This is a genomic window from Pseudomonas sp. FW300-N2A2 (assembly GCF_017351735.1).
GTDB lineage: Bacteria > Pseudomonadota > Gammaproteobacteria > Pseudomonadales > Pseudomonadaceae > Aquipseudomonas > Aquipseudomonas migulae.
Genome location: NZ_JACNDU010000001.1, coordinates 222,106 through 234,484 on the forward strand (window position 1 = coordinate 222,106; position 12,379 = coordinate 234,484).

Consider the following 12,379-nt stretch of genomic DNA (forward strand, 5'->3'; position numbering starts at 1 on the left):
ATGACTCCGTAGTCTGCCTTCACGGAATTCAGCGCCACCTCGTCAGCTACACTCATTCGATACATCTCCGCACAGAGACTTCGACCATGGTCACCAAAACCGCAATCGTATTCGCTGGCGGCGGCAGTTTGGGTGCGGTGCAGGTGGGAATGTTGCGGGCCTTGGTCGAGGCCGATGTTCGATTCGACATGGTCGTCGGCGCTTCGGTTGGCGCTATCAACGGTGCCTACTTTGCCGCAAGGCCCGATTCCGAGGGCGTAGAGGCGCTCGCCGGATTCTGGCGTGGGCTGAGTAAAACTGACATCTTTCCCCTCTCCTGGATCGACACCTGCAAAGGACTGATCAAGCGGCGTGGCTTTTTATTGCAGCCGGCGGCGTTACACCGATTGTTGGGGCAGGCACTTCCCATTCATCGCATCGAAGAAGCGACGCTGCCTCTGCACATCGTCACCACCGACCTGCTCAGTGGTGCCGAGACGGTTCTGTCCAGTGGCGACCTTGAGCAGGCGTTGCTGGCCAGCGCTGCCATCCCGCTGGTGTTCCCCTGCGTGCAAATCGCCGATCAGTTCCTGGTTGATGGCGGCGTGGCAAGCAATACACCCATTTCGACGGCCGTAGCCTTGGGAGCCACCAACGTCGTGGTAATCCCCACCGGCGTGAGTTGCGCCCTGACACAACCGCCCCGGGGCCTGGTCGCCTTGGCCCTGCACACCGTCAACCTGATGAGCATGCGTCAACTGGTGAGCGACATCGAACACTTCCGCGCTGTCACCAGCTTGCACATCGTCCCGCCCTTGTGCCCTGTGGATGTCTCGGTGTTCAACTTTGACCAGACCGAGTCTTTGCTGCAGCGTGCCTATGTGCAGACTCTTCGGTGGCTGGAACGTGGGGGGCTCGAGCGCACCAAGGTACCGGGCGCCTTGACCCTCCATTCGCATGCCCATGAGCATTGAGTGATGTGAATGACCTGTCGCCCTGTCTAACCGCCCTGCTCCCTCGGCATCAAATTTTGAACTGTCCGAGCAAGCTTTGCAGACGATTGCCAATCATATACAGCTCATCGACGGTCTTGACCCCGCTCTTGGTCTGGTTGGCAACGGAATCAATGGCCCGCGCGATCTGATGCACCCCGCGGTTGATCTCTTCAGCCACCGAAGTCTGTTCCTCCGCAGCGCTCGCGATTTGTGCGTTCATCGCGTTGATGGTCGCGATCAGTTCGACAGTGTTGCCCAGGAACTCACCCGCCTGATCGGCCTGAGCGTTAGCGCCTTGAGCCGCTTTGGTGGATTGATGCATTGCACTGACCACGCCATCAGTCGTGCCCTTGAGCCGCTCAACCATCGCCTGGATTTCCTGGGTGCTGCGCTGAGTACGACTGGCCAACGCGCGTACTTCATCGGCAACCACCGCAAACCCTCGCCCGGCAGCACCGGCACGAGCGGCTTCGATAGCCGCATTGAGTGCCAGGAGATTGGTCTGCTCGGCAATCGAGCGGATCACATCCAGCACGGTGACGATAGAAGTCACATCGCTTTGAAGGCTCTTCATGGAGATACCACTCTCATCAAGCTCCACGGTGAGTGCCTGAATTCGAGTCATGCTGCCATTGACTATTTGCCTCGCATGTCGGGACTGCCTGTCAGTTTCGACGGCTGCGTCGGCAGCGTTTTGTGCGCTGGCCGATACTTCCTGTGCCGCCGATGACATCTCATTGATCGCCGCGGCCACCTGGTCGGTTTCCTGGCGCTGCTTATCCATGGCACGGTCAATATGCCTGCTCTGCTCGGCCACATGGCTCACAGATCCATTCAACTGCTCGCTCATGGCGACGATCTGGCTGACGAGGCTGTGAATCTGATCGATAAACGCATTGAACGAACCGGCAAGTTGCCCAAGCTCATCTCGACTGACCACCGGCAGACGCCGCGTCAGATCGCCCTCGCCCGCAGCGATTTCATCAAGGTGGGCCCGGATCAGGGTCAAGGGACGCAAACTGCGCTTGACCAGCAGTAAAGCCAACACACCGATAATGCCAACCAGCACACAAGCAATGATGGCGATGCTGAACATCAAGCTGTGCACCCGCGCATCAACATCAGCCCGCACCTTGGCGACCTGAACGTCGATACTGTCCAGATTGATCGCCGTGACCACGACCATGTCCCACTTGGGCAAATAAAAACTGTACGCGAGCTTCGCCACCACCTTATCGGTGTTGACCAGCCCACCTGAATAGGTGACGAAGTGAGTCTCATTTTTTGCCGCAGCGACCATTTCGCGGTTCAAGTATTTCCCGTTGATGTCTTTGCGATCACTCATGTTGGTACCGACGCCTTCGCTGCTGTCACCGCGAAACAGGCGTACAACCTGGCTGTCATAACCGATGAAATAGCCGTCATCGCCATACTTCGTTTTCGACAGGCGGCTGATCGCCAAGGCTCGGCTGGACGGATCCCCGGCAGCAGCCTGATCATAAAGTCCGGCTATGGAAGTGCGAGCAATGCTCGCGTAATCCTTGAGCCGAGTGCGGCTCTCCTCAAGCAGTCGCTCGCGGGTCTGAGCGACTTCTTGCTCGGCCTGGGACTGCAAAGTGCCACGGGTGCTCAAACCTGAAACCAGGGCAAACAGCATTACCGGAAACAAGGTCAGCAACAGTATTTTGGTTTTAAACGACATCGTTGAAATCCTTCACCCAATCCTGTGAGGCCGAGGCTTAAAAGGCGGCCTGCGAACATCGCGAGGCCGCGATCAGGGAATCACCAGAGCGCGATGTCGTAGGTAAAGTAGATCCGGTTGCTGTCTCGGCCACGGGAATAATCAGAGCGATAAACATAGTTGCGCAACCGCACACCCAAGCCCTTGAAGGTGCCTTGTTGCACGACATAAGCCAGTTCGGCGTCACGTTCCCACTCTTTTACCGTGGTGTTGGACTTACCGTCGTTGCCGCTCAGATAGCGAGTAGAGAACGTCAGGCCCGGCACGCCGACGGCGGCAAAGTTATAGCCGTAATTAAGCATCCAGGTTTTTTCATCCTCCTCGATGAACTTGCCTATCCCGGCGTTGCTGAACGAGTACACCGTTGCGCCGCTGATAAAGGGCAACCCTGCATCACCGTTGAGGGTCTGGTAGCCGCCGCCGAATGTATGGCCGGAAATGGCGTAGGACAGTTGCCCGCTCAGCATGTTGTTGTCGATCTTGCCACCGTAGGCCGAGCCGGTATCGACACTGTTGAAGTAGCGCAAGTCACTGGTCAGCACGCCGCCGCCCAAGGGTAGATCGTGCTGGACACCTGCAAAATTCTGACGGTAAAAGTTTTCCAGCTCACCGTAGAAGTAACTCAAACGAACGCTCTTCCCCAGCTTGTATTCGGCCCCTGCATAGCTGAAGTCCCCTGATTTATCTCCACCGTAACCGTCGGGCACAATCGGCATGCTGTCGGTGGAATCGCGCAGTTTGAATCGATCCAGGTAGCCCCCGGTGAGGGTGAGGTTTTCGATGTCGATGCTACTGATCTGTGTGCCTTGGTACGTTTGCGGCAACAGACGCGCATCGTTGTAGATCAGCACCGGAGTCTTGGGTAACAAGGTGCCGTATTTGACTGTGGTCTTGGCCAGTTGGGCCTTGGCAGTCATCCCCAGGCTTGCAAACTCGTCTGCCGCACGACCGTCATCATGGACGGGCAGCAAACCCGTACCGCTGCGGCCACGGCCGGAGTCGAGCTTGACCCCGACCAGGCCAAGGGCATCAACACCAAACCCGAGGGTGCCGGGGGTAAATCCCGACTGGTAATCCAACAGAAATCCCTGGGCCCATTCGGTTCGTTCGCTCTTCGCCGTCCTTGCCGACTTGGCACTCAAGCCATGCTCGTCGCGGAAGTTTTCATTGAAATAGACGTTGCGCAATTGCAGTTTGAGCTTGCTGTCATCGATAAATCCTTCTGCGCTGGCACTGGCTAGCGGCAACAAACCAAGAAGTGAAAACAGCGCCCGTTGGGTATGCAAAGTGGTCATGGAAAACTACTCATTGTTGTTATTTGGGGTGCAGAACAGCGCGCGCCTCGCTGGCGAGGCGCCTTGGGAGAAAACAGGTGGCTTGGGTGAATCAGGTGAAGAGACTGATCGCCCCGGTCAGCAGGGCTAGCGCGGTGATGACCAGTGAAGTGAGCACCGCCCATTTGACGGTGGCTTTCTGGAAGTCGCCGATATCGCGATCGACCATCCCCACCAGCAACAGGGTTGAGGCGACCAGCGGACTCATCAGGTGTACTGGCTGCCCGAGAATCGACGCGCGGGCGATTTCCACCGGATCAATGCCATACGCCGCAGCGGCATTCGCCAGAATGGGCACCACGCCAAAGTAATAAGCATCGTTGGACAGAACGAATGTCAGCGGCATGCTGGTAATCGCCACCACCAGCGGGAACAGATGCCCCCAGGACGGCGGAATCCAGTCAACCAGGGTTTGCGCCAGGGAGTCGACCATCTTGGTGCCGGAGAAAATCCCGGCAAAGATGCCGGCGGCAAACACCAACAGTACGACGGTCATGGCGTTGCCCGAATGGGCGAGGATGCGTTCCTTCTGAATATCCAGTTGCGGATAGTTGATCATCAGCGCCAGTACAAAGCCGATCAGGAACAGGATCGCGGAATGCATGATCCCCATCACCAGTGCGACCATCACCGCGATCACCAACAGCAGATTGACGTAGGCCAGTTTCGGTCGCTTGTGCGGAGTGTCTTCAAGAATCGCCTTGATGTAGCAATCTCCCCCGCCGCTTTCCAACTGGATATTGCCGATCCGTTTGCGCTCGGCACGGCCCAGCAGAAACGCGGTGAACACCACCCACATGGCGCCGCCAATCATGGTCGGCAGCAACGGTACGAAGTATTCACCGGCATCCAGGCCCAGCGCCGCGATCGCTCGGGTCGCCGGCCCTCCCCAAGGCGTCATGCCACTCATGATGCTCAGAGAAAGCATGGCGATGGTCGCCAGAATCATCGGGTTCATCCCGATACGTTTGTACAGGGGCAGCATTGCCGCACAGGTGATCATGTAGGTGGTGGTGCCATCACCGTCCAGGGCCACCAGCAGCGACAGCAACGCTGTGCCGACAGCGATTTTCATCGGGTCGCCGTTGACGCGTTTGAGGATCTTGCGAATCAGCGGGTCAAACAGACCGGCGTCGATCATCAAGCCGAAAAACAAGATCGCGAACAGCAGGAGCGCGGCCGAAGGAGCGACCATTTTCAAGCCGTCGAGCATCATCTTGCCGGTAGTGCCACCGAAACCGCCAATGACGGCAAACACAATCGGCACCACCGTCAGCGCGACAATCGGCGATAACCGTTTGGTCATTATCAGGACGGTGAAGACCACCACCATGGCCAATCCAAGCAATGCGAGCATAGGTCAGTTCTCTTGTTCTTATGAGTAGCGTGGCCGACGCACAGGCGCGCGACCCCGTCCCCGCCAGACGGCACGATCAACGGTGCCTGGCGGGAGTTATTCATTGAGGTATTTAAGGGGCTGGATTCAGCCTTGAGCGGTCAAGCGTGTTCGGTGACCTTCAGGCCATCCCAGTCGGGGTTCTGGACTTGGGCTGGGGGTGCGGCAGGCGAAGGTTTGCCGTCCAGAGTCCGCATCAGTGTTTCGCGATCACAGGCGTTCTCCGAGATGGACATCACCACGGTAGCCACGGCGTTGCTTGCCAGGCTGGTCAAAGCCCGGGCTTCCGACATGAAACGGTCGATACCGATCAGCAAGGCAAGGCCGGCCAAGGGAATGTCATGGATCACTGTCAGCGTCGAAGCCAGCGCGACAAAACCGGCACCGGTGACGCCCGCTGCACCCTTGGAGGACAACAGCATGATTGCCAGCATGGTCACGGTCTGTGTCAGGCTCAGTTCGATGTTGCAGGCCTGAGCAATGAATACCGCTGCCAGCGAGAGGTAGATGGCCGTACCGTCGAGGTTGAACGAATAACCCGTTGGCAGCACCAGCCCTACCACGCCTTTCTTGCAACCCAGGGCTTGCAGCTTTTCCAGCATCCGCGGCATCACCGGCTCGGTGGAGGAAGTCCCGAGCACCACCAGGAATTCTTCGCGGAAGTAGCGCAGCAACTTCCACAGACTGAAGCCATTCGCCCGGCAAATGCTCCCCAGCACCACAAAGACGAAGAAGGCGCAGGCGACGTACAGCGTCATGATCAGCTTGGCCAACGAGCCCAGCGATGTAATACCGTACTGGCCCACGGTGAACGCCAAGGCGCCAAAGGCACCGATCGGAGCGAAGCGCATCAGGTAGGAGAAGATCTTGAACACCATGTGCGAGGCGGATTCCAGTACATCCAGCACCGGCTTGCCACGCTCGCCTATGGCCGACAGCGCGAAACCGCAAAGCACCGCGATGAACAACACCGGCAGTACTTCACCTTTATTGAAGGCACCGATGAACGTGTCGGGGATGATGTGCATGAAAAACTCGACCACTCCCAGCTTCGCGGCCGAATCGGTGTACTGCGACAAGCCCTTGGTGCTCAACTGGGTGGGGTCGATGTTCATGCCCACACCGGGTTTGAACAGGTAGACCGACACCAGGCCAATAATCAGGCTGATCACGGTCAACGCCAGGAACAGCAGCATGGTCTTGCTCAACAGGCGTCCGAGGGAGCGTTTATCGCTCATACCCGCGATACCCGTGACGATGGTGCAGAACACCACCGGAGCGATCATCATCTTGATCAGTTTGATGAAGGCATCACCCAGCGGCTTCAAGGCGATGGCCTGTTGCGACCAAAAATGTCCGACCAGTACGCCCAACAGCACGGCGCAGAGAATCTGAAAGTAGAGCGATTTTACAACTTTCATGGCATCACCCATTTTTAGAATTGTGCTGATGCAAAAACGGCAATGACTAGGGGACGTTATCCGGCGAGTCGTTGGGAAGCCGCGGCGTAGACAAAACCGGAGAACAGCCTGCGCGATGTACGCACTACCGAAGCACGAATGGTCTCACCCTGAGCGCCGGTGTAGGACAATACGACATCTATTCCACCACTAGGGTGTTCAATGCGTACTTGCTGCAAGCGCGGCTCGCTAACCCCGCCGAGCAATTGCGCGACCACACTGCCTTCAGTGACACAAGCAGTGGCCAGGCCGATGGAACCGGTGATCGCCAAGGCCCGGTGGCAATTGTGTGGCATGAAGTAGCGCACCTGGATCGTGCCGCCAGCCTTGGCCGGTGAAACCAGTACAGGCTTGGGGATCACTTTGTCGCTGACATCACCCAAGCCCATTGCCAGGCCAGCTTGCAGTCGCAAGGCCTCCAGGTGGCGCAGAAATTCTTTGTCGGAATCCAGCTCAGCAGGACTTTCATCACCGCGCTTACCCAGCTGGCCGGCTTCGACGATCATCATCGGCATCGCCATGTCGATGCAGGTCACTGCAATACCGTCGATCAGATCCTGCGTTTGCCCAGTCGGGAAAAGCTTGCCCGTCTTGCTGCCCGCCGCATCCAGGAAGGTCAGTTGTACAGGAGCGGCAGTACCCGGCACACCATCGATGGCGGTGTCGCCTTCATAGCTGACCTTGCCACCCGGGGTCTGTACCTCGGCGTTCACAAACGTCCCCGTGTTGAGGTTGCGAATACGCACACGGGTCAGGTCTTTAGTGCCTTTTACCAACCCCTGCTCGATGGCGAACGGGCCAACGGCGCAAAGCATGTTGCCGCAATTGGGCGCAGTGTCGACTCGACGCTGGGAGACCATGACTTGAACGAACAGGTAGTCGACATCCGCGTCAGGATGCAGCGACGGGCTGACGATCGCCACCTTGCTGGTTTGTGGACTACCGCCACCGATGCCGTCAATTTCCAGCTCATGGCCAGAACCCATAAGGTTGAGCAGCAGCTCATCACGGTCTTCGATCGCAACAGGTAGATCCCAGGCGAGAAATACCGGGCCCTTGGAAGTACCACCGCGCATTAGCACACAGGGAATTCGTTGCATGAATACTGACTCTTGTTGATCAATGGGGGTTATTGATGTCTTGTGAGCAAGAGTCGCAGGCTTTAAAAATTGTTTCCAATGCAAATATCAGCCTGATTATTGCGTTTGACGCATGATGAATCTAGGATGAACTGGCTGAATAACGCTCGTCTGCCGAGAGAAAAAAAGTGAATTATGAGCTCAATGACATCCGATCTTTCGTGAAGATCGCGGAACTTGGAAGCTTCCACGAGGCTGCCGATGCATTGCATCTCTCTCAACCTGCGTTGAGTCGGAGAATGAAAAAGCTTGAAGAGGGATTGGGAACAGCGCTTCTTGATCGCACGACAAGAAGGGTCAGCCTCACCAGCGTTGGGCGAGACTTCCTGCCCAAGGCACGACGCCTACTGGATGACTTCGACGACTCGATACTAAACATCCGCGAGCTGGCGGAGCGGCAGAGCGGCCGTGTCACCCTCGCCTGCATCCCCACCGCAGCCTTCTACTTCCTCCCTTCGGTCATCCGCCTCTACAACGAGCGCTATCCGCAAATCCGCATTCGTTTGCTTGATCTCAGTGCGAACGAAGGACTGGAGGCTGTTCTGCGTGGCGAAGCCGACTTTGGCATCAACATGATGAGCGGCCAGCACCCGGACATTGAGTTTGTGCCGTTGGTCAACGAGCCTTTTGTTTTGGCGTGTCGACGCGATCATGAGCTGGCCGGGCGCAGTTCGGTCACCTGGTCTGAACTGAGCAATTACCGCCTTATCGGGGTCGGTCGCCTGAGCGGCAACCGCATGTTGCTGGACCACGCTTTGTCGGGCTTGAGCTGGCGTCCACAGTGGTTCTATGAGGTGCAACACCTGTCTACATCGCTGGGCCTGGTAGAAGCTGGATTAGGCGTTTCGGCAATGCCGAGCCTCGCAATGCCGGCGGTGGATCATCCAACCTTGGTGAGCGTCCCCTTGATAGAGCCTGTCGTGAACCGATCGCTGGGACTGGTTTACCGAAGAGGCGCCTCACTCTCTCCGGCAGCGGAAAAATTCGTCTCGATACTGCTGGAACAGTGGGAGCAATGACCCCTCTCGTCCTGCCTGCTTTAATAAGTGCATAGGGCAACTCGTCCCGCGCGCGCTCACTGAATGCAGGCGTATATTGGTATTGGCGATCCAGGAAGTTGAGGCCGTAGGGGTCGCCAATGGTGTAGAGGATGAGAGTGCTGGCAAAAACCAACGGATAACCCGGAATGCTGGAGGTGCGACATGAGCCAATATCAACGCCTCTTTCTGATTGTCGGTCCAACCATGCGTCACACGCCGGCGATGGAGCGGGCAGTCGCACTTGCCAAAGCCACTGACGCAGTGCTGCATATCGCGGTGTTCATTGAAGACGTCGACATCTTGGGGTTGATGAGCGGGAATGAGCAATTTCGCGAGATCTGTCAGCAAGAGAACCAGAAGTGGCTGCAAGATGAAGCCCAACTGATACGTGGCAATGGCATTGCGGTGACCACCGAAGTTGTATTGGCTCGGGACGTACTTCAAGAAATCCTTCAGCATGTGAAAGACTTGCAACCGGACCTGGTTATCAAGGACGTACACCACGAATCAGCACTCAAACGCGTATTCGTCACGCCTCTGGATTGGCATCTGCTGCGCGATTGCCCGGTTGCTGTTCATCTGGTCAGCGAAGTCAGGTGCCCACTTCCGCGGGTGATAGTGGCGGCAGTGGATTTGTCGCATCCAGAGCACCAGATCAACGACCTCAATGACCGGATCATCGTGGCTGCGCAGCGGATGGCCATGCAGTGCGATGCAGAGCTGCACCTGCTGCACGCCTTCGACCCATCGCTGACACATATCTCTGACGCCGGTGCCGGCGCCGTGACGATGCCGGGCTTCAGCACCGATGTACGCCGGTCACTGAACAAATCCTTCATTACGCTGGCTGAAAACTACCGCGTGCCCTCTGAACGACAACACTTCATTGAAGGGCCGCCCACCAAAGTGATGTCCGACTTCGCGGCCCACACCCGAGCCGATGTGATGATCATGGGCGATACGCACCGTAAAGGGCTGCACAAGCTGATTGGCAGTACTACAGAGCACGTGTTGTATAAGGTGCCCTGCAATGTTTTGGCAATTAAGGCGCAGGTAGATCAATAACGGATCCGCTTTTAGTGCACGACGGCAGCGTTGGCGGCCGAACAGGCCGCGACGCTCGGCTCGCTGAATGGGTTTTTGTGAATTTCAGTCTATTCTTCCGCCTTCGAGAGCAGTTTTTCGATTAACGGCCTGGCGCCTACAAACATCTTTAAGCTATTGATAAATAATATGTTTTTATAATTTCAAGGCCCGAATATCGCGCTATAAACATTTGCTTACAAAGCAGCAGCTCGCTAAAGCCCGAGTCTGCTACTACAAGTGATAGGTTGAGCTGCCTGAATCGGCCATAAGATGCACAGCCTCGATTATGCGCATCCACCTACCCTCCCTCCCTGCCTTCTTGGCTTATGTTGCACTTTCCTGCCTGTTTGCGGCCGCATGGTTCACCCACCCTGCCCCTGTGCATTCTTCCTTTGCCCTGATGAACCCGGTGAGAGCTGTGGCTGAGCAAGTAGCCAAACCCATTTATACCAGCCGTTTTGCCTCGTCCGGGCTGGTGGACTTCGTGCATTCCTCGGCGGTAACCGCCTTGCCTGACGGTAGCCTGATGACCGTCTGGTTCGCGGGTACGCGTGAAGGCGCAGCCGATGTGCAGGTGCGCTCTGCCCGCTTCGACGCGCAAACCGGCGAATGGGGTGCGGAACAGGTATTGGCGACTCGACAGTCGACCCAACTGGGCACTGGTAAATACATTCGAAAACTGGGTAACCCGGTCGTTGCACTCGCACCGGATAACCGGCTCTGGTTGTTCTACGTGTCCGTGTCCATGGGGGGCTGGGCCGGTAGTGCGGTCAATGTAATGGTCTCTGAAGACTATGGACGCCAATGGTCGGCGCCGCGCCAATTGATCACCTCGCCCTTCTTGAATATCAGCACCCTGGTACGGTCGGCCCCGGTGTTTCACGCCGACGGTTCCATCGGCTTACCGGTCTACCACGAATTTCTGGGCAAGTTTTCCGAGTACCTGTACTTGAGCGCAGACGGTGAGGTGATCGATAAATTCCGCATCAGCCATGGCAATAACTCATTGCAACCCACGGTCGTTCCGCTGGATGGACAGCGCGGCATCGCCTTGCTGCGCTATGCCGGCAACACCCACCATCGAGTACTGGCGACCCGCACTGAAGACGCCGGGCAAACCTGGAGCGAGCCTTATCCGCTCGATCCCTCGAACCCCAATTCTTCGTTGGCGGCCATAGCGACGCCCGAACATGGGCTGCTGGTGGCACTCAATGACCTGCAAGAGGGGCGCTTCAAACTGAGTCTTTATGGCACCGACGCAAAAATGGACGATTGGCGCTCGCTGCGCGACCTCGACAAATCGCCTGATCCAGAGGGCGATACGTTTTCACCCGAGGCCTACAAGGAAATCATCGGCAGAGAGTTTCGCGGATCCAGTGGCGCACTTCGCCAACCGCTGGAAGCGCAGTTCCTGAACAACCTGGACAGCCGGGTCTGCAAGGAACAAGCCTGCAGTTTCGAATATGAATACCCGTACTTCATCCGCAGTCCCGACGGTATGTATCACCTGGTTTATTCCTGGAACAACACCTTCATCAAGCACGTCACCTTCAACGATGCATGGCTGTCGGAGCGTGCCAAATGATCAACCTTTGGCAAGCGCATCTCAGTTTCACAATGATCATCTTTCTGTTGCTGCCTTCTTTCGGCTTAAAGCGAGCCGCGCAGATCGTGCTGCTGGTTGCATTGCTGGCCGCCAGCTTTATACCGCTGGACGACTTGTCCTTGGCGGCTTACCTGCGCAGCCACATTGATGACCTTGCGATGACGACCTTGGTGTTCATGGTGTGGGGCTGTTTGCGTCGACTGGGTTTCCTGCCGGCTGCTCAGCAGGATAAAACCCGCGTGTTGATTATCTTCGCTGCGCTGGCACTGGCGTTGTATCCGGCAACACTGGGGTTGAGTCATCTGGACCCTTACCGGTTTGGCTTCAGCCCGCGCCCGATGCTGATCTTCTTCGCTCTGCTCACGGCAGGTCTGTTTTACCTGCGCAGCTACCTGGCCGTCGTGATGCTGGCCAGTGCGACCCTGGCCTTCATCGCCGGGGTAAAACCTTCGCATAACTATTGGGATTACCTGGTTGATCCGCTGCTGGGGCTGTATTGCTGCGCGGCATTGCTGATGCTCGCGGCGCGCTGGACGTACGGCTGGCTGAACACACGGCGTGGCGCAGTGAAAGACTCCGGATCCATTTGAGATTCAACGACAT

Annotated in this window: 10 protein-coding genes; 5 read left to right on the forward strand and 5 right to left on the reverse strand. The window is 57.0% G+C overall.

Features of this window, described 5'->3' with window-relative positions; translation table 11 throughout:
• Nucleotides 1-86 precede the first annotated feature (86 nt).
• On the forward strand, nt 87-953 hold the full coding sequence (locus tag J4E42_RS00870) for a patatin-like phospholipase family protein (protein WP_192416370.1): 867 nt from the start codon (nt 87-89) through the stop codon (nt 951-953).
• A 49-nt stretch (nt 954-1,002) separates the two neighbouring features.
• Here the strand turns inward: J4E42_RS00870 and J4E42_RS00875 are convergent, their stop codons facing one another.
• The 5 genes from J4E42_RS00875 to J4E42_RS00895 form a co-directional block, all read right to left on the reverse strand.
• On the reverse strand, nt 1,003-2,676 hold the full coding sequence (locus J4E42_RS00875) for a methyl-accepting chemotaxis protein (protein ID WP_207284319.1): 1,674 nt from the start codon (nt 2,674-2,676) through the stop codon (nt 1,003-1,005).
• 80 nt (nt 2,677-2,756) lie between these two features.
• Nucleotides 2,757-4,010: an OprD family porin gene (locus J4E42_RS00880; RefSeq protein ID WP_207284320.1), complete on the reverse strand. Its 1,254-nt coding sequence runs from the start codon at nt 4,008-4,010 to the stop codon at nt 2,757-2,759.
• Between the two features lie 91 nt (nt 4,011-4,101).
• Nucleotides 4,102-5,406 carry a CitMHS family transporter gene (locus tag J4E42_RS00885; protein ID WP_008041516.1) on the reverse strand — a complete coding sequence of 435 codons (1,305 nt, stop codon included), beginning with the start codon at nt 5,404-5,406 and terminating at the stop codon, nt 4,102-4,104.
• 140 nt (nt 5,407-5,546) lie between these two features.
• Nucleotides 5,547-6,878, reverse strand: a complete 1,332-nt coding sequence (locus J4E42_RS00890) for a dicarboxylate/amino acid:cation symporter (RefSeq protein ID WP_192227181.1) — start codon at nt 6,876-6,878, stop codon at nt 5,547-5,549.
• 44 nt (nt 6,879-6,922) lie between these two features.
• Nucleotides 6,923-8,005, reverse strand: a complete 1,083-nt coding sequence (locus tag J4E42_RS00895) for a 4-oxalomesaconate tautomerase (protein WP_207284321.1) — start codon at nt 8,003-8,005, stop codon at nt 6,923-6,925.
• Nucleotides 8,006-8,172: 167 nt separating this feature from the next.
• Between J4E42_RS00895 and J4E42_RS00900 the strand changes: the two genes are divergently transcribed.
• The 4 genes from J4E42_RS00900 (at nt 8,173) to J4E42_RS00915 (ending at nt 12,366) form a co-directional block, all read left to right on the forward strand.
• Nucleotides 8,173-9,063, forward strand: a complete 891-nt coding sequence (locus J4E42_RS00900; RefSeq protein WP_032832639.1) for a LysR family transcriptional regulator — start codon at nt 8,173-8,175, stop codon at nt 9,061-9,063.
• A 183-nt stretch (nt 9,064-9,246) separates the two neighbouring features.
• Entirely contained in the window at nt 9,247-10,149 is a 903-nt protein-coding gene (locus J4E42_RS00905; protein ID WP_207284322.1) for a universal stress protein, read from the forward strand.
• 307 nt (nt 10,150-10,456) lie between these two features.
• Entirely contained in the window at nt 10,457-11,755 is a 1,299-nt protein-coding gene (locus J4E42_RS00910) for an exo-alpha-sialidase (RefSeq protein WP_008041507.1), read from the forward strand.
• Nucleotides 11,752-12,366 carry a hypothetical protein gene (locus J4E42_RS00915; protein ID WP_207284323.1) on the forward strand — a complete coding sequence of 205 codons (615 nt, stop codon included), beginning with the start codon at nt 11,752-11,754 and terminating at the stop codon, nt 12,364-12,366. The genes J4E42_RS00910 and J4E42_RS00915 overlap by 4 nt, the downstream gene beginning before the upstream one ends.
• Nucleotides 12,367-12,379 lie beyond the last annotated feature (13 nt).

Excerpts from the sequence above, each read along its gene's own strand:
- J4E42_RS00870 (WP_192416370.1), top strand. The coding sequence starts at position 87 with ATGGTCACCAAAACCGCAATCGTATTCGCTGGCGGCGGCAGTTTGGGT.
- J4E42_RS00875 (WP_207284319.1), bottom strand. The coding sequence starts at position 2,676 with ATGTCGTTTAAAACCAAAATACTGTTGCTGACCTTGTTTCCGGTAATG.
- J4E42_RS00880 (WP_207284320.1), bottom strand. The coding sequence starts at position 4,010 with ATGACCACTTTGCATACCCAACGGGCGCTGTTTTCACTTCTTGGTTTG.
- J4E42_RS00885 (WP_008041516.1), bottom strand. The coding sequence starts at position 5,406 with ATGCTCGCATTGCTTGGATTGGCCATGGTGGTGGTCTTCACCGTCCTG.
- J4E42_RS00890 (WP_192227181.1), bottom strand. The coding sequence starts at position 6,878 with ATGGGTGATGCCATGAAAGTTGTAAAATCGCTCTACTTTCAGATTCTC.
- J4E42_RS00895 (WP_207284321.1), bottom strand. The coding sequence starts at position 8,005 with ATGCAACGAATTCCCTGTGTGCTAATGCGCGGTGGTACTTCCAAGGGC.
- J4E42_RS00905 (WP_207284322.1), top strand. The coding sequence starts at position 9,247 with ATGAGCCAATATCAACGCCTCTTTCTGATTGTCGGTCCAACCATGCGT.
- J4E42_RS00910 (WP_008041507.1), top strand. The coding sequence starts at position 10,457 with ATGCGCATCCACCTACCCTCCCTCCCTGCCTTCTTGGCTTATGTTGCA.
- J4E42_RS00915 (WP_207284323.1), top strand. The coding sequence starts at position 11,752 with ATGATCAACCTTTGGCAAGCGCATCTCAGTTTCACAATGATCATCTTT.